The organism is Streptomyces sp. PA03-6a (genome assembly GCF_033792765.1).
Taxonomy (GTDB): Bacteria; Actinomycetota; Actinomycetes; order Streptomycetales; family Streptomycetaceae; genus Actinacidiphila.
Window position 1 is genome coordinate 1 of record NZ_JARAVK010000036.1, and the last position, 16,290, is coordinate 16,290.

At 71.3% G+C, this 16,290-nt stretch carries 12 protein-coding genes and 1 pseudogene; 10 read left to right on the forward strand and 3 right to left on the reverse strand.

Translation table 11 applies throughout. The annotated features are described in order from the left end of the window. Together PV350_RS11785 and PV350_RS11790 are read left to right on the forward strand one after the other, a co-directional pair. Positions 1-1,154 (forward strand): annotated as a pseudogene (locus PV350_RS11785) (TerD family protein); the annotation flags it as partial. A 249-nt stretch (positions 1,155-1,403) separates the two neighbouring features. Next, a complete protein-coding gene (locus tag PV350_RS11790; RefSeq protein WP_500333619.1) occupies positions 1,404-2,384 on the forward strand; it encodes a TerC/Alx family metal homeostasis membrane protein in 981 nt (326 codons plus the stop codon). Positions 2,385-2,395: 11 nt separating this feature from the next. Here PV350_RS11790 and PV350_RS11795 read toward each other — a convergent pair whose 3' ends face one another. The 3 genes from PV350_RS11795 to PV350_RS11805 form a co-directional block, all read right to left on the reverse strand. Next, on the reverse strand, positions 2,396-3,700 hold the full coding sequence (locus tag PV350_RS11795) for an MFS transporter (RefSeq protein ID WP_500333639.1): 1,305 nt from the start codon (positions 3,698-3,700) through the stop codon (positions 2,396-2,398). An 81-nt stretch (positions 3,701-3,781) separates the two neighbouring features. Then, positions 3,782-4,438: an MBL fold metallo-hydrolase gene (locus tag PV350_RS11800; RefSeq protein WP_499511246.1), complete on the reverse strand. Its 657-nt coding sequence runs from the start codon at positions 4,436-4,438 to the stop codon at positions 3,782-3,784. A 4-nt stretch (positions 4,439-4,442) separates the two neighbouring features. After that, positions 4,443-5,174: a maleylpyruvate isomerase family mycothiol-dependent enzyme gene (locus PV350_RS11805; protein ID WP_499511245.1), complete on the reverse strand. Its 732-nt coding sequence runs from the start codon at positions 5,172-5,174 to the stop codon at positions 4,443-4,445. A 208-nt stretch (positions 5,175-5,382) separates the two neighbouring features. Between PV350_RS11805 and uvrA the strand changes: the two genes are divergently transcribed. From uvrA to PV350_RS11845, 8 genes are all read left to right on the forward strand, one after another. Next, on the forward strand, positions 5,383-8,298 hold the full coding sequence (gene uvrA, locus PV350_RS11810; RefSeq protein WP_499511244.1) for an excinuclease ABC subunit UvrA: 2,916 nt from the start codon (positions 5,383-5,385) through the stop codon (positions 8,296-8,298). Positions 8,299-8,373: 75 nt separating this feature from the next. After that, complete coding sequence (locus tag PV350_RS11815) at positions 8,374-8,793, forward strand: Rieske (2Fe-2S) protein (protein ID WP_500333622.1); 420 nt, start codon at positions 8,374-8,376, stop codon at positions 8,791-8,793. 39 nt (positions 8,794-8,832) lie between these two features. After that, positions 8,833-10,878, forward strand: a complete 2,046-nt coding sequence (gene uvrC, locus PV350_RS11820) for an excinuclease ABC subunit UvrC (protein WP_499511242.1) — start codon at positions 8,833-8,835, stop codon at positions 10,876-10,878. Further along, a complete protein-coding gene (gene rapZ, locus PV350_RS11825) occupies positions 10,875-11,798 on the forward strand; it encodes an RNase adapter RapZ (RefSeq protein WP_018557246.1) in 924 nt (307 codons plus the stop codon). The genes uvrC and rapZ overlap by 4 nt, the downstream gene beginning before the upstream one ends. Positions 11,799-11,815: 17 nt before the next feature. After that, positions 11,816-12,802: a gluconeogenesis factor YvcK family protein gene (locus PV350_RS11830; RefSeq protein ID WP_499511241.1), complete on the forward strand. Its 987-nt coding sequence runs from the start codon at positions 11,816-11,818 to the stop codon at positions 12,800-12,802. Further along, positions 12,793-13,770 (forward strand): DNA-binding protein WhiA, encoded by a 978-nt coding sequence (gene whiA / locus PV350_RS11835; protein WP_499511240.1) that lies wholly within the window; start codon positions 12,793-12,795, stop codon positions 13,768-13,770. Before PV350_RS11830 ends, whiA begins: the two co-directional genes overlap by 10 nt. A gap of 173 nt (positions 13,771-13,943) precedes the next feature. Beyond that, a complete protein-coding gene (gene gap / locus PV350_RS11840) occupies positions 13,944-14,948 on the forward strand; it encodes a type I glyceraldehyde-3-phosphate dehydrogenase (RefSeq protein WP_499511239.1) in 1,005 nt (334 codons plus the stop codon). A 129-nt stretch (positions 14,949-15,077) separates the two neighbouring features. Further along, complete coding sequence (locus tag PV350_RS11845) at positions 15,078-16,289, forward strand: phosphoglycerate kinase (protein ID WP_499511238.1); 1,212 nt, start codon at positions 15,078-15,080, stop codon at positions 16,287-16,289. The last annotated feature ends 1 nt before the right edge of the window (position 16,290 follow it).

Below are 16,290 nucleotides of genomic sequence, written 5' to 3' on the forward strand. Positions count from 1 at the left end.
CCATGCTCCAGCCCGCGGCGTCACCCGCGACGGGCGCGGTGCCCCCGGCCCCCGCGCCCGTCGCGGGTGACGCCGCGGGCTGGAGCATGGAGGAACGGCTCTACAACCAGGTCTGGGGCATGTTCGAGGACCTGGCCCGCACCATCGCGGCGTACCGCAGCGCCGTCGACTTCGCCGAGTCCCGGCTCGACCAGGAGCTGGACGCGCTCCTCGCCGACCCGCGCACCCGGGTCGGCCCCGCCGCCGAGGCCGCCCGCGACCAGGCCAGGGCCCGCCAGGCCGAGCTGGTGGACCGGGCGCGTGCCGTGCTCGACCGCGACCTGGCCCAGCTCACCGCTGAGGCCGAGGTGGTCGAGCCCGCCCTGCCGCCGCCCTACGCGGGCTGGGAGAGCCCGGTCTGGCACGGCTACCGCGCCCCCGCCGAGCCGCCGATGGCGGTCCGGCTCGGCGACCTCCACCTGCCCGAGCGCCCGGAGCTGCGCGTCCCCCTTCTGGTACGGCTGCCCCTGGAGCGCGGTCTGTGGGTGGACAGCGCCCAGGACCGCCGCCGTGCCGTGGACGTGGCCGTGGCGCTCGCCGCCCGCCTGCTGGCCTCCCACCCGGCGGGGGAGTGCGCCGTCCACGTCATCGACCCGGCGGGCTCCGCAGGGACGGCGCTGGCACCGTTCACGGACTCCGGCGCACTGCGCGAGCCGCCCGCCACCGGCGCCGCCGGGGTGGCGGCCCTGCTCGCCCGGCTCACCGAGCGGGTCGACCTGGTGCAGATGGCCCTGCGCGCCGACGTCCCCTTCGAGGTCCCCCCGGGCGTCGACCCGGCCCGCCAGGTGCTGGTCGTCAACGACTTCCCGTACGGCTTCGACGACCGGACGGTCAACCAGCTGCGCTACCTCGCCGACGAGGGACCGCAGGTCGGCGTCCACCTGGTCCTGGTCGCCGACCGCGAGGACGCCCGCGAGTACGGTCCGCTCCTCGACCCGCTGTGGCGCTCGATGCTGCGGCTGACCCCGCAGCCCGACGACCACCTCGCCGACCCCTGGGTGGGCCACGCCTGGACGTACGAACCGCTGCTGGCCCCGGCCGGCAGCGCGGTCCTGTCGCAGGTGCTGCGCCAGGTGGCCGCCGCGCGCCGGACCTACGACCCGGGCCGCCACTGACCGGCCGACCGGTCCCACGGGGCCTCGGTGCACCCTCCTGATTGACCATCACTTTACTCTCTTTACCTTTCCTTGGGATTTCATGTACTCTTCTTTACGCGGAGGGGAGTACTCCCAGCTTGCGGTGCATCCCGTCATCACGGGCCGGAACGGCCCCGGGACACCGGCCCCGGCCTGACGGCCCGGGTGGAAGAGACCTCCGGCAGCGACAACGCTGACAATTGCCAGCCCATCTGCCGGAGGCAACGCGTGGATGTATCCCTGACCCTGTGGGTGCTGACCATCGCCGGTCTGTGCGCCCTGATCGCCGCCGACTTCTTCATCGGGCGCAAGCCCCATGAGGTGTCCGTCAAGGAAGCCGGGACCTGGACCGTCGTCTGGATCGTCCTGGCCGCCCTGTTCGGGCTCGGCCTGCTGTTCTTCGCCGGCGGGCAGCCCGCGGGCGAGTTCTTCGCCGGCTACATCACCGAGAAGTCGCTCAGCGTCGACAACCTCTTCGTCTTCGTCCTGATCATGGCGAAGTTCGCGGTGCCGTCCCAGTACCAGCAGCGCGTGCTGCTCTTCGGCGTGCTCATCGCGCTCGTCCTGCGAGCGGCCTTCATCGCCGCCGGCGCCGCCATCATCGCCAGCTTCTCCTGGGTGTTCTTCATCTTCGGCGCCTTCCTCATCTGGACCGCGTGGAAGCTGGTCCAGGAGGCCCGCGCCGAGGAGCACGACGAGGAGTTCGAGGAGAACCGGCTGCTCAAGGCCGCCGAGCGCCGTTTCGGCGTCGCCGACCGCTACCACGGCACCAAGCTCTTCATCCAGCAGAACGGCAAGCGGATCATGACCCCGATGCTGGTGGTCATGCTGGCGATCGGCACCACCGACGTCCTGTTCGCGCTGGACTCCATCCCGGCGATCTTCGGCCTGACCCAGGACCCGTACATCGTCTTCACCGCCAACGCCTTCGCGCTGATGGGCCTGCGGCAGCTGTACTTCCTCATCGGCGGTCTGCTGAAGAAGCTGGTCCACCTCTCCTACGGGCTGTCGATCATCCTCGGCTTCATCGGCGTGAAGCTCGTGCTCCACGCCCTGCACGAGGCGGGGGTCCACGTTCCCGAGATCAGCATCCCCTTCTCCCTCGGCTTCATCGTCGTGGTTCTCGCCGTCACCACGGTCACCAGCCTCATGGCCTCGAAGAAGCAGGCGGCCGCGGACGAGCGCGACGAGGAGCACATCGACGCCTGACCCACGGCTCCTCAGCCCGGACGGGGTGCGCGGCGGACGGCCGCGCACCCCGCCGTCGCGTCCGCGGCGGCCTCGCCCCGGGTCTGCGGCAGTGCCGCGAAGCAGCCGAGGCTGAGCAGCGCGACCCCTGCGACGTACGCCGCCACCGGCCAGGGCGTGCCGGAGCCCGCCGCCAGCCGGGTCGCCACGACCGGGGTCAGCGCGCCGCCCAGGACACCGCCGAGGTTGTAGCCCAGGGCGGCGCCCGTGCAGCGCACCCGCGGCGCGTACAGCTCCGGGAGGTACGCGCCCACGACGGCGAAGACCGTGATGAAGGCGAGCAGCTCCGCCGCGGACCCCACAGTGATCGCCACCGGCGAGCCGCTCGCGAGCAGCCCGGCGTACGGGAAGACCACCACGCCCATCGCCGCCGTACCGGCCAGTGCCATCCGCCGGCGTCCGAAGCGGTCGCCGAGCAGTCCCGCCAGCGGGGTCAGGGCCCCCTTGACCAGGACGGCCACCAGGACGCAGCCCAGCACGACCGTGCGGTCCATGCCGAGGTGCTCCGTGGCGTACGCCAGCGACCAGGTGGTCACCGTGTAGAAGACGACGTAGCCGCACGCCATGGCGCCCGCCGTGAGCAGCACCAGGCGCCCGTGCTCGCGCAGCAGCTCCGAGACGGGCACCCGGGCCAGGTCCCCGCGCCCGGCGGCCGCCGCGAACGCGGGGGTCTCCGGCAGCGCCGCCCGCAGCGCCAGCCCGGCCAGCGCCAGCACGCCCGCCACCCAGAACGGCACCCGCCAGCCCCAGGAGCGGAAGGCCGCGTCGCTCAGCCCCGCGGACAGGGCGAGCACGATCCCGTTCGCCAGCAGGAAGCCCACCGCGGGACCGGTCTGCGGCAGGCTCGCCCACAGTCCGCGGCGCCGCCCCGGCGCGTGCTCCGCGACGAGCAGCACCGCTCCGCCCCACTCGCCGCCCAGCCCCAGCCCCTGCAGGAAACGCAGGGCAACCAGCAGCACGGGCGCGGCCGGGCCGATCGAGGCGTGAGCGGGGACGCAGCCGACGGCGGTGGTCGCCAGCCCGGTCAGCAGCAGGGAACCGATCAGCACGGGACGCCGTCCGACGCGGTCGCCGATGTGGCCGAAGAGGACCGAGCCGAGCGGCCGGGCGACGAAGCCCACCGCGAAGGTGCCGAAGGCGGCGAGGGTGCCCGCGAGGGCCGAGGCGTCGGGGAAGAACAGCGGTCCGAGGACGAGGGCGGCCGCGGTGCCGTAGGCGAAGAAGTCGTAGAACTCGATCGCGGTCCCGGCCGCCGACGCGGCGGCGATCCGGGCCATGGAGGGGGAGGTGCGCACGTGGGTCCAACGACGCACGTGCGCGGGGGTGGCGGCGCCGCAGGGGGCGCCGCCACGGAGCCGCTACCAGCCCCGCTCGCGCCATTCGTCGAGGTGGGGGCGCTCGTCGCCGAGCGTGGTGTCCTTGCCGTGGCCGGGGTAGACCCAGGTCTCGTCCGGGAGCCGGTCGAAGAGCTTGGCCTTGACCCCCTCGAACAGGCTCATGAAGTGGTCCGGGTTGTTGTGCGTGTTGCCGACGCCGCCGGGGAAGAGGCAGTCCCCGGTGAAGATGTGCGGGTGCCCGTGGGGGTCGTCGTAGATCAGGACGATGCTGCCGGGCGTGTGGCCCACCAGGTGCCGGGCGGTGAGCTCTACCCGGCCGACCCGGATCCGGTCGCCGTCCTCGACCGGCACGTCGGTGGGGACGGGGATCCCTTCGGCGTCGTGGCGGCCCGCGTAGGTACGGGCGCCGGTCGCGTCGACCACGGCCTGCAGCGCCTGCCAGTGGTCGGCGTGCCGGTGCGTGGTGACGACGGACGCGAGACCGTCGTTGCCGGCGACCTCCACGAGCGTGTGCGCGTCGTTCGCCGCGTCGACGAGCAGCTGCTCGTCGGTGGCGCGGCAGCGCAGCACGTACGCGTTGTTGTCCATGGGGCCGACCGCGACCTTGGTGATGATGAGGTCCTTGAGTTCGTGCACGTCGGGCGCGCCCCCGACCGTGACCTCGCCGCTGTACGTCATGGCGTCAGCCTAGTGGCGGCAGCACCGGCAGGGGTACGTCGGGCCGGGCGGTCAGGCCCTCGCCGTCGGAGCGGCCGCTGACCCAGGCGAGCAGGGCGTGCCGGGGCCCGCCGACGGTGAGTTCGGGCTCGTTGGCGGCGCCGATCACCCACTTCTCGCCGCTGTCGGTGTCGTGGATGCGGACGGCGGCGACGCCCTCGTGGCCGGACAGGTCGTCGATGATGGCGCCGAGCTCCCGGGCCGCGAAGTCCCCGGGGAGGTGCGCGCAGGTGTACTCCAGGCCGAGGTCGACGTGGTGGAAGTAGATCTCCATGAGCCGGGTGTACGGGATCTCGGCCGCGGCGACCACCCGGCCGGAACGCATGACGACCTGCGCGGCCCAGTTCTGGGGCGGGAGCTCCGCGATGGCCAGGGCCAGCCGGTCCGCGGAGGCGCGCAGGTCGTCGACGTGCTCCGCGAGCGTGCGGCCGGCCCCCTCCTCGATGTCCTTGTTGCGGCCGTCGGTGCTCTCGTACTGCGGGGTCTCCTCGCCGGTGCGCGCCCAGATCATCAGGTTCACCAGGGAGTCGGCGTTGCGCGCCAGGTGGGCCAGCACGTGGCCGCGGGTCCAGCCCGGCAGCCGCGACGGCTCGGCGACGCACGCCGGGGGCATGGCGGCCACGGTCTCGATCAGTCGTTCGGTGGCCTCTCGGAGCTCGGCCGCATCGTGGTCGGGGTCGGGTCGTTGGACAGACACGGAGCCTCCTGGTCGGACCGGTCGACGTCTCCACGGAGACGCTAGCGCGGGGCACTCATTCGGGTGAAGCTGCCGCACCGATGCCAGAAATCGAATGTGCGTGCTATAGGCTCGCTGTCATCGCAACCGGAAGAAAACTCGTCGGCGCCCCGTTTAGGCTGTCTGGGGGTGCTGTCCCTTGTCTGTCTTTTGAAAGGTGCGCACTGGCGTGGCCGATCGTCTCACCGTCCGTGGCGCTCGCGAGCACAATCTGAAGAACGTCTCGCTCGACCTGCCACGGGACTCGCTCATCGTGTTCACCGGCCTCTCCGGGTCGGGCAAGTCCTCCCTGGCGTTCGACACGATCTTCGCCGAGGGCCAGCGCCGTTACGTGGAGTCGCTCTCCTCCTACGCACGGCAGTTCCTGGGCCAGATGGACAAGCCGGACGTCGACTTCATCGAGGGCCTGTCGCCCGCGGTGTCGATCGACCAGAAGTCCACCTCGCGCAACCCGCGCTCGACGGTCGGCACGATCACCGAGGTCTACGACTACCTCCGTCTGCTCTTCGCCCGCATCGGCAAGCCGCACTGCCCCGAGTGCGGCCGGCCCATCTCCAGGCAGTCGCCCCAGGCGATCGTGGACCGGGTGCTGGAGCTGGAGGAGGGATCCCGCTTCCAGGTGCTCTCGCCGCTGGTGCGCGAGCGCAAGGGCGAGTTCGCCGACCTCTTCGCCGACCTGCAGACCAAGGGCTACAGCCGGGCCCGGGTGGACGGTGCGACCGTCCAGCTGACCGACCCGCCGAAGCTCAAGAAGCAGGAGAAGCACACCATCGAGGTGGTCATCGACCGCCTCACCGTCAAGGAGAGCGCCAAGCGCCGGCTGACCGACTCGGTCGAGACGGCCCTGGGCCTGTCCGGCGGCATGGTGATCCTGGACTTCGTCGACCTCCCCGAGGACGACCCGCAGCGCGAGCGGATGTTCTCCGAGCACCTGTACTGCCCGTACGACGACCTGTCCTTCGAGGAGCTGGAGCCGCGCTCCTTCTCCTTCAACTCGCCCTTCGGCGCCTGCCCCGAGTGCACCGGCATCGGCACCCGCATGGAGGTCGACCCGGAGCTCATCGTCCCCGACCAGGACAAGTCCCTCGACGAGGGCGCCATCGCCCCCTGGTCGCTCGGCCACACCCGGGACTACTTCCAGCGCCTGATCGGCGCGCTCGCCGACGAGCTGGGCTTCCGCACCGACATCCCCTGGGCGGGGCTGCCGCAGCGCGCGAAGAAGGCCCTGCTGAACGGCCACAAGACGCAGATCGCGGTGCGCTACCGCAACCGTTACGGGCGCGAGCGTTCCTACACCACCTCCTTCGAGGGCGCGATCCCCTTCGTCCGGCGCCGGCACGCGGAGTCCGAGAGCGACTCCAGCCGCGAGCGCTTCGAGGGGTACATGCGCGAGGTGCCCTGCCCGACCTGTGAGGGGACCCGCCTCAAGCCGATCGTGCTGGCGGTCACCGTTCAGGGGAGGTCCATCGCCGAGGTCGCCGCGATGTCCATCAGCGACTGCGCGGAGTTCCTGCGCGGCATGAAGCTGAGCGCGCGCGAGAAGACCATCGCCGAGCGGGTGCTCAAGGAGGTCAACGAGCGGCTGCGCTTCCTGGTCGACGTCGGCCTGGACTACCTCTCGCTCAACCGCGCGGCCGGCACCCTCTCCGGCGGCGAGGCCCAGCGCATCCGGCTGGCCACGCAGATCGGCTCGGGCCTGGTGGGCGTGCTCTACGTACTGGACGAGCCGTCCATCGGGCTCCACCAGCGCGACAACCACCGGCTCATCGAGACCCTGGTGCGCCTGCGCGACCTCGGCAACACCCTGATCGTGGTGGAGCACGACGAGGACACCATCAAGACCTCCGACTGGGTGGTGGACATCGGCCCGGGTGCGGGTGAGCACGGCGGCAAGGTGGTGCACAGCGGTTCGCTCAAGGAGCTGCTGCGCAACAAGGAGTCGCTGACCGGCCAGTACCTGGCGGGCAAGCGCCGGATCCCGATCCCGGAGATGCGCCGCCCGGTCGACGGGGAGCGCCGGCTGACCGTGCACGGCGCCCGGGAGAACAACCTGCGGGACATCGACGTGTCCTTCCCGCTGGGTGTCTTCACGGCGGTCACCGGGGTCTCCGGCTCCGGGAAGTCCACCCTGGTCAACGACATCCTCTACACCCACCTGGCCCGTGAGCTGAACGGCGCCCGGGGCGTCCCGGGCCGGCACACCCGGGTCGACGGTGACGACCTGGTCGACAAGGTGGTCCATGTCGACCAGTCGCCGATCGGCCGCACCCCGCGGTCCAACCCGGCCACGTACACCGGCGTCTTCGACCACGTCCGCAGGCTCTTCGCGGAGACGATGGAGGCGAAGGTGCGCGGCTACCTGCCGGGCCGCTTCTCCTTCAACGTCAAGGGCGGCCGCTGCGAGAACTGCTCCGGCGACGGCACCATCAAGATCGAGATGAACTTCCTCCCGGACGTCTACGTCCCGTGCGAGGTCTGCCACGGTGCCCGGTACAACCGGGAGACCCTGGAGGTCCACTACAAGGGCAAGTCCATCGCCGAGGTCCTGGACATGCCGATCTCCGAGGCGCTGGACTTCTTCGAGGCCGTCCCGACGATCGCGCGTCACCTGCGCACCCTCACCGAGGTGGGCCTGGGCTACGTCCGGCTGGGCCAGTCCGCGACGACCCTGTCCGGTGGTGAGGCGCAGCGCGTGAAGCTCGCCTCCGAGCTGCAGAAGCGCTCCACCGGCCGCACGGTCTACGTGCTGGACGAGCCGACCACGGGTCTGCACTTCGAGGACATCAGCAAGCTGATCAAGGTGCTCTCCGGGCTGGTCGAGAAGGGCAACACCGTGGTCGTCATCGAGCACAACCTCGATGTGATCAAGACGGCCGACTGGGTGATCGACATGGGCCCCGAGGGCGGCAGCGGCGGCGGTCTGGTGATCGCCGAGGGCACCCCCGAGCAGGTGGCGGGGGTGGGCGCGAGCCACACCGGCAAGTTCCTCAGGGACATCCTGGGCGCCGAGCGGATCTCCGACGCCCCGCCGCTCCCGGCCAAGAAGCGGGCTGCCCCGCGGAAGCGGGCGGCGGCGAAGGCCTGACAGCCGGCTCAGAGTTTCGGCACGTAAGGTGCAGCTTTCAAGCTCTTTTCCTTACGTGCCGAAACGGAGTCCCCCATGGCCGACATCACCGACCTGCCCCCCTGCCGCCGTACCGTCCTGAAGGGCGCGGCCCTCGTGGGCGTCGCCGGGGTCGGCCTCACCGCCTGCGGCGGCTCCGGCACCACGGTCTCCGACGGCCCCGTCGAGCTGGGCGCGGCCACCGAGGTTCCGGTCGGCGGCGCCAAGCTCTACCGCGAGGCCAAGATAGTCGTCGCTCAGCCCACGCAGGGCAGCTACCAGGCGTTCAGCGCCGTGTGCACCCACCAGGGCTGCACCTGCGACAAGGTCGAGGGCACCGCCCTGTCCTGCCCCTGCCACGGCAGCGTCTTCGACGCAGCCACCGGCGCCGTCCGCAACGGCCCGGCGACCAAGCCGCTGACCAAGGTCGACGTCCAGGTCAAGGAGGGCAAGCTCGTCGCCGTGACCGGTGCCTGAGACGGCGGGAATGTCACCGTCAATCAGTAGGGTGGGGGCATGGCCGATCCCTCCAGCTACCGCCCCAAGCCGGGACAGATTCCGGACTCCCCCGGGGTGTACAAGTTCCGGGACCAGCACGGCCGGGTGATCTACGTCGGGAAGGCGAAGAGCCTGCGCCAGCGGCTCTCCTCGTACTTCCAGGACGTCGCGAACCTGCACCAGCGCACCCGCACGATGGTCACCACCGCCGCCTCCGTGGAGTGGACGGTGGTGACCACCGAGGTCGAGGCGCTGCAGCTGGAGTACTCCTGGATCAAGGAGTTCGACCCGCGCTTCAACGTGAAGTACCGGGACGACAAGAGCTATCCCTCGCTCGCCGTCACCCTGAACGAGGAGTTCCCCCGCGTCCAGGTGATGCGCGGCCCCAAGCGCAAGGGCGTGCGCTACTTCGGTCCCTACGCGCACGCCTGGGCGATCCGCGAGACCGTGGACCTGCTGCTGCGGGTCTTCCCCGTGCGCACCTGCTCCTCCGGGGTGTTCAAGCGTTCCGCGCAGATCGGCCGCCCCTGTCTGCTGGGGTACATCGGCAAGTGCTCGGCCCCCTGCGTCGGCCGGGTCAGCGCCGAGGAGCACCGCGAACTGGCCGAGGAGTTCTGCGACTTCATGGCCGGCCGCACCGGCACCTACCTGCGCCGCCTGGAGCAGCAGATGAGGGACGCGGCGGCCGCGATGGAGTACGAGAAGGCGGCCAGGCTCCGGGACGACATCGAGGCGCTCAAGCGCGCCCTGGAGAAGAACGCGGTCGTCCTCGCCGACGCCACCGACGCCGACCTGATCGCCGTCGCCGAGGACGAGCTGGAGGCCGCCGTCCAGATCTTCCACGTCCGCGGCGGCCGGGTGCGCGGTCAACGCGGCTGGGTCACCGACCGGGTCGAGGAGGTCGGCACCGCCGGGCTGGTCGAGCACGCCCTGCAGCAGCTGTACGGCGAGGAGCGGGGCGAGGGGGTACCCAAGGAGGTGCTGGTGCCCGCGCTGCCCGACCCGTACGAGCCGGTCCAGCAGTGGCTCACCGAGCGCCGCGGCTCCCAGGTCAGCCTGCGGATACCGCAGCGCGGCGACAAGAAGGACCTGATGGCCACCGTGCAGCGCAACGCCCAGCAGGCGCTGGTGCTGCACAAGACCAGGCGCGCCTCCGACCTCACCACGCGCTCCCGCGCGCTGGAGGAGATCGCGCAGGCCCTGGACCTGGACTCGGCGCCGCTGCGCATCGAGTGCTTCGACATCTCCCACCTCCAGGGCGACGACGTCGTCGCCTCGATGGTGGTCTTCGAGGACGGGCTGGCCCGCAAGAGCGAGTACCGCCGCTTCCAGATCAAGAGCTTCGCCGGCCAGGACGACGTCCGGTCGATGCACGAGGTGGTCTCCCGGCGCTTCCGCCGCTACCTGCTGGAGAAGCAGAAGACCGGCGAGTGGGTCGACGGGGACGGCGACGGTGGCGAGGAGGGTCCCGGCGAGGTCGCCGGCGGTCCCATCGACCCGGACACGGGCAGGCCGCGCAAGTTCGCCTACCCGCCGCAGCTGGTCGTCGTCGACGGCGGGCAGCCCCAGGTCGCCGCCGCCCAGCGGGCCCTGGAGGAGCTCGGTGTGGAGGACGTGGCCGTGTGCGGCCTCGCCAAGCGCCTTGAGGAGGTCTGGCTGCCCGGCGAGGACGACCCGGTGATCCTCCCGCGCACCAGCGAGGGCCTGTACCTGCTGCAGCGGGTCCGCGACGAGGCCCACCGCTTCGCCATCGCCTACCAGCGCAACAAGCGTTCCAAGTCGATGAAGGCCGGTGCCCTGGACGCGGTGCCGGGCCTCGGCGAGAGCCGCCGCCAGGCGCTGCTGAAGCACTTCGGCTCGCTCAAGCGGCTGCGGGCGGCCACGGTCGAGCAGATCTGCGAGGTCCCCGGAGTCGGCCTGCGCACCGCCGAGGCCGTGCTCGCCGCGCTGGCCGGGGCCGCCCCGGCCGGACCGGCGGTCAACACCGCCACAGGAGAGATCATTGAGGAAGAGGGGACGGCCGGTCCGGTGACCGTCCCCACGGAACGGGGGCACAGCTCATGAACGCGAACGACGGAGGCGGAGCACAGGTGACGACCGGAGGAGCGGGAGAGGCGGCCGAGGCCATCCCCGAACTCGTGATCATCTCGGGCATGTCGGGTGCCGGGCGCAGTCACGCGGCCAAGTGCCTGGAGGACCTCGGCTGGTTCGTCGTGGACAACCTGCCGCCGGCCCTCATCCCCACCATGGTCGACCTCGGCGCCCGCTCCCAGGGCAACGTGGCACGGATCGCCGTGGTCGTGGACGTCCGCGGCCGGCGCTTCTTCGACAACCTCCGCGAGTCCCTCGCGGACCTGGACTCCAAGGGCGTCAAGCGCCGGGTGCTCTTCCTCGAGGCCTCCGACGAGACGCTGGTGCGCCGCTTCGAGTCGGTGCGCCGCCCGCACCCGCTGCAGGGCGACGGGCGCATCGTCGACGGCATCGCCAAGGAGCGGGAGCTGCTGAGCGAGCTGCGCGGCGACGCCGACCTGGTGATCGACACCTCCAGCCTCAACGTCCACGAGCTGCGCGCCAAGATGGACGCCCAGTTCGCCGGCGAGGAGGAGCCGGAGCTGCGGGCCACCGTCATGTCCTTCGGCTTCAAGTACGGCCTCCCCGTCGACGCCGACCTGGTCGCGGACTGCCGCTTCCTGCCCAACCCGCACTGGGTGCCGGAGCTGCGTCCGTACACCGGTCTCAACGACGAGGTCGCCACCTACGTGTTCAACCAGCCCGGCGCCAAGGAGTTCCTCGACCGCTACGCCGAGTTGCTGCACATCGTCAACGCCGGCTACCGCCGCGAGGGCAAGCGCTACGTGACCATCGCGGTCGGCTGCACCGGTGGCAAGCACCGCAGCGTCGCCATGTCCGAGCGCCTGGCCGCGCGACTGTCCGCCGACGGAGTGGAGACGGTGGTCGTCCACCGGGACATGGGGCGCGAGTGATCAGGACGACGCGGCGCTTGCGCCGGTCGGCAGGGCGCAGCGGGGCCACGCCCAAGGTCGTGGCATTGGGAGGCGGGCACGGACTGTCCGCCTCCCTGTCGGCTCTGCGCCGCATCACCCAGGACCTGACCGCGGTGGTCACGGTCGCCGACGACGGCGGCTCCAGCGGCCGTCTGCGCCAGGAGATGGGGGTGCTGCCGCCCGGCGACCTGCGCAAGGCGCTCGCCGCGCTGTGCGGCGACGACGAGTGGGGCCGCACCTGGTCCCAGGTCGTCCAGCACCGCTTCGTCAGCCAGGGCGAGCTGCACGGCCACGCGGTGGGCAACCTGCTGATCGTGGCGCTGTGGGAGCAGCTCGGCGACCCCGTGGCGGCCCTGGAGTGGGTGGGTCGGCTGCTCGGCGCCCACGGCAGGGTGCTGCCCATGTCCGCGGTGCCGCTGGAGCTCACGGCCACGGTCCGAGGTCACGACCCGGCGGAGCCGGACGAGGTCACGACCGTGCACGGCCAGGCCACCGTCGCCCTCACCCCCGGTGAGGTGCAGGAGGTGCAGTTGGTGCCGCACGACCCGCCGGCCGTCCCCGAGGCGGTGAAGTCCGTGCTCGACGCGGACTGGGTGGTGCTCGGCCCCGGATCCTGGTTCTCCTCCGTGATGCCCCACCTGCTGGTGCCCGATCTGGTGTCCGCGCTCATGGAGACCAGGGCCCGCAAGGTGCTCGCGCTCAACCTCGCGCCGCAACCTGGTGAGACCGAGGGCTTTTCTCCGCAGCGTCACTTGGAGGTTTTGGCCCGACACGCCCCTAAACTCACCATCGACGTGGTGCTGGCCGACGAGGCCGCCGTGCTCGACCGCGACAGCCTCATACAGGCAGCCGAGCGGTTGTCGGGCACGGTGGAGCTGGCCCGGGTCGCCGCCCCCGACGGGCCGCGGCACGATCCGGAACTGCTGGCGGCCGCGTTCGACCGGATTTTTCGTATGCATGGAAGGATCGGCCCATGGCGATGACGGCAGCGGTGAAGGACGAGATCTCCCGGCTTCCCGTCACCCGGACCTGCTGCCGCAAGGCGGAGGTCTCGGCGATCCTGAGGTTCGCGGGCGGACTGCACCTGGTCAGCGGACGCATCGTGATCGAGGCGGAGCTGGACACCGGAATCGCCGCCCGCAGACTGCGCAAGGACGTCCTGGAGATCTTCGGGCACTCCTCCGACCTGGTGGTCATGGCGCCCGGCGGGCTGCGCCGCGGCAGCCGGTACGTGGTGCGGGTGGTCGCCGGCGGCGACCAGCTGGCCCGCCAGACCGGGCTCGTCGACGGCCGCGGCCGTCCCATCCGGGGCCTGCCGCCGCAGGTCGTCTCCGGGGCCACCTGCGACGCCGAGGCCGCCTGGCGCGGGGCGTTCCTGGCCCACGGCTCGCTGACCGAGCCGGGCCGTTCCTCGTCCCTGGAGGTCACCTGCCCCGGCCCCGAGGCGGCCCTCGCCCTGGTCGGCGCCGCCCGCCGGCTGCAGATCGCCGCCAAGGCGCGCGAGGTGCGGAACGTCGACCGCGTGGTCGTCCGTGACGGTGACGCCATCGGCGCGCTGTTGACGCGGCTCGGCGCGCACGAGTCGGTGCTGGCGTGGGAGGAGCGGCGGATGCGGCGCGAGGTGCGCGCCACCGCCAACCGGCTCGCCAACTTCGACGACGCGAACCTGCGCCGCTCGGCCCGCGCCGCGGTGGCCGCGGGTGCGCGTGTGCAGCGGGCGCTGGAGATCCTCGGCGACGAGGTGCCCGAGCACCTCGCGGCGGCCGGCCGGCTGCGCATGGACCACAAGCAGGCCTCGCTGGAGGAACTGGGCTCGCTCGCCGAACCCCCGCTCACCAAGGACGCGGTGGCGGGCCGGATCCGGCGCCTGCTGGCGATGGCCGACAAGCGCGCCTCGGACCTCGGCATCCCGGGCACCGAGTCCAACCTGACCGAGGAGATGGTGGGCTGAACCCGCCGCGGCCCGCCCGCCCCGTCCGGTTACCGTTCCGTACGGCGGGCACCCGTGGCGCCGATGTCACCGCCGGGTGCCCGGGGAGGTAGGGTCGTCCTTGGTCGGGGACATCCCAATACGTCGCAGCCGGAGCGAAATGGCCTCCGGCACACCAGCGAGGAGATCGGTTCGTGACGATCCGCGTAGGCATCAACGGCTTTGGTCGCATCGGTCGAAACTTCTTCCGTGCCGCCCTGGACCAGGGTGCGGACATCGAGATCGTGGCTGTCAACGACCTGGGTGACACGGCCACCACCGCCCACCTGCTCAAGTACGACACGATCCTGGGCCGCCTGAAGGCCGAGGTCACGCACACCGCCGACTCCATCACCGTCGACGGCCACACCATCAAGGTGCTGTCGGAGCGCAACCCCGCCGACATCCCGTGGGGCGAGCTCGGCGTCGACATCGTGATCGAGTCCACCGGCATCTTCACCAAGGCCGCCGACGCCAAGAAGCACCTCGACGGCGGCGCCAAGAAGGTCATCATCTCGGCGCCCGCCTCCGACGAGGACATCACCATCGTGATGGGCGTCAACAACGAGAAGTACGACCCGGCGAAGCACAACATCATCTCCAACGCGTCCTGCACCACCAACTGCGTGGCGCCGATGGCCAAGGTCCTCGACGAGAACTTCGGCATCGTCAAGGGTCTGATGACCACCGTGCACGCGTACACCAACGACCAGCGCATCCTGGACTTCCCGCACAAGGACCTGCGTCGCGCCCGTGCCGCCGCGGAGAACATCATCCCGACCTCGACGGGTGCCGCGAAGGCCACCGCCCTGGTGCTCCCGCAGCTCAAGGGCAAGCTGGACGGCATCGCCATGCGCGTCCCGGTCCCGACCGGCTCCGTGACCGACCTGGTCATCGAGCTCGAGCGCGAGGTCACCAAGGACGAGGTCAACGCGGCCTTCCAGAAGGCCGCCGAGGGCCAGCTCAAGGGCATCCTGGAGTACACCGAGGACCCGATCGTCTCGTCGGACATCGTCAACTGGCCGGCCTCCTGCACCTTCGACTCCTCGCTGACGATGGCGCAGGGCAAGCAGGTCAAGGTCATCGGCTGGTACGACAACGAGTGGGGCTACTCCAACCGTCTCGTCGACCTGACCGTCTTCGTCGGCGGCCAGCTCTGACACCCGCTCGACCGCCCGCCATGCGATGAGGACAGGGTCCGGACGACGTGCCGTCGTCCGGGCCCTGTCCCATGACGTGGCGGTCGGAGCGATCCGACCAGTCAGGACCAAGGCAGGGGAGCCTCCACCATGAAGACGATCGACGAACTCGTCGACGAGGGGGTCGGCGGCAAGCGCGTGTTCGTGCGCGCCGACCTCAACGTGCCGCTGTCCGGCACGACCATCACCGACGACGGCCGCATCCGCGCCGTCGTACCGACCATCGCCAAGCTGGCCGGGGCCGGCGCCAAGGTGATCGTCGCCTCCCACCTGGGCCGCCCCAAGGGCGCGCCCGACCCGCAGTTCTCGCTCGCCCCCGTCGCGGCGCGCCTGGGCGAACTCCTCGGCACGCAGGTGGCGTTCGCGACCGACACGGTCGGCGAGAGCGCCCGCGGGACGGTGGACGCCCTCACCGACGGCTCGGTGGCGCTGCTGGAGAACCTGCGCTTCAACCCGGGTGAGACCAGCAAGGACGACGCCGAGCGCGGCGCCTTCGCCGGGCAGCTGGCCGAGCTGGCCGAGCTGTACGTCGGTGACGGCTTCGGCGCGGTGCACCGCAAGCACGCCTCCGTGTACGACCTCCCGGCCCGGCTGCCGCACGCCGCGGGCCTGCTGATCGCCACCGAGGTCACCGTGCTGAAGAAGCTCACCGAGGACGTGTCCCGTCCGTACGCGGTGGTGCTCGGCGGCGCCAAGGTCTCCGACAAGCTGGGGGTCATCGACCACCTGCTGGAGCGTGCCGACCGGATCCTGATCGGCGGCGGCATGGTCTACACCTTCCTGAAGGCCCAGGGCCACGAGGTGGGCAAGAGCCTGCTGCAGGAGGACCAGATCCCCGCGGTCAAGGAGTACCTGGAGCGCGCGAAGGCCAAGGGCGTGGAGTTCGTGCTGCCCGTGGACGTCGTCGCCGCCCCGTCCTTCCCGGATCTGAAGAACCCGGTCGACACCAACCCGGCGGTCGTCGGCGTCGACGCCATCCCCGCCGACCTGCAGGGCCTGGACATCGGTCCGGAGTCCCGCAAGGTCTTCGCCTCGAAGCTCGCCGACGCGGCAACCGTCTTCTGGAACGGCCCGATGGGCGTCTTCGAGCACCCCGACTACGCCGAGGGCACCCGCGCGATCGCCCAGGCGCTGATCGACAGCCCCGCGTTCACCGTGGTCGGCGGCGGCGACTCGGCCGCGGCCGTCCGTATCCTGGGCTTCGACGAGAACGCTTTCGGCCACATCTCGACCGGTGGTGGCGCGAGCCTCGAGTACCTCGAGGGCAAGACGCTCCCCGGCCTCGCCGCACTGGAGGACTGAC

Excerpts from the sequence above, each read along its gene's own strand:
- rapZ (WP_018557246.1), top strand. The coding sequence starts at position 10,875 with ATGAACGCGAACGACGGAGGCGGAGCACAGGTGACGACCGGAGGAGCG.
- PV350_RS11800 (WP_499511246.1), bottom strand. The coding sequence starts at position 4,438 with ATGACGTACAGCGGCGAGGTCACGGTCGGGGGCGCGCCCGACGTGCAC.
- uvrC (WP_499511242.1), top strand. The coding sequence starts at position 8,833 with ATGGCCGATCCCTCCAGCTACCGCCCCAAGCCGGGACAGATTCCGGAC.
- PV350_RS11845 (WP_499511238.1), top strand. The coding sequence starts at position 15,078 with ATGAAGACGATCGACGAACTCGTCGACGAGGGGGTCGGCGGCAAGCGC.
- whiA (WP_499511240.1), top strand. The coding sequence starts at position 12,793 with ATGGCGATGACGGCAGCGGTGAAGGACGAGATCTCCCGGCTTCCCGTC.
- PV350_RS11815 (WP_500333622.1), top strand. The coding sequence starts at position 8,374 with ATGGCCGACATCACCGACCTGCCCCCCTGCCGCCGTACCGTCCTGAAG.
- PV350_RS11795 (WP_500333639.1), bottom strand. The coding sequence starts at position 3,700 with ATGGCCCGGATCGCCGCCGCGTCGGCGGCCGGGACCGCGATCGAGTTC.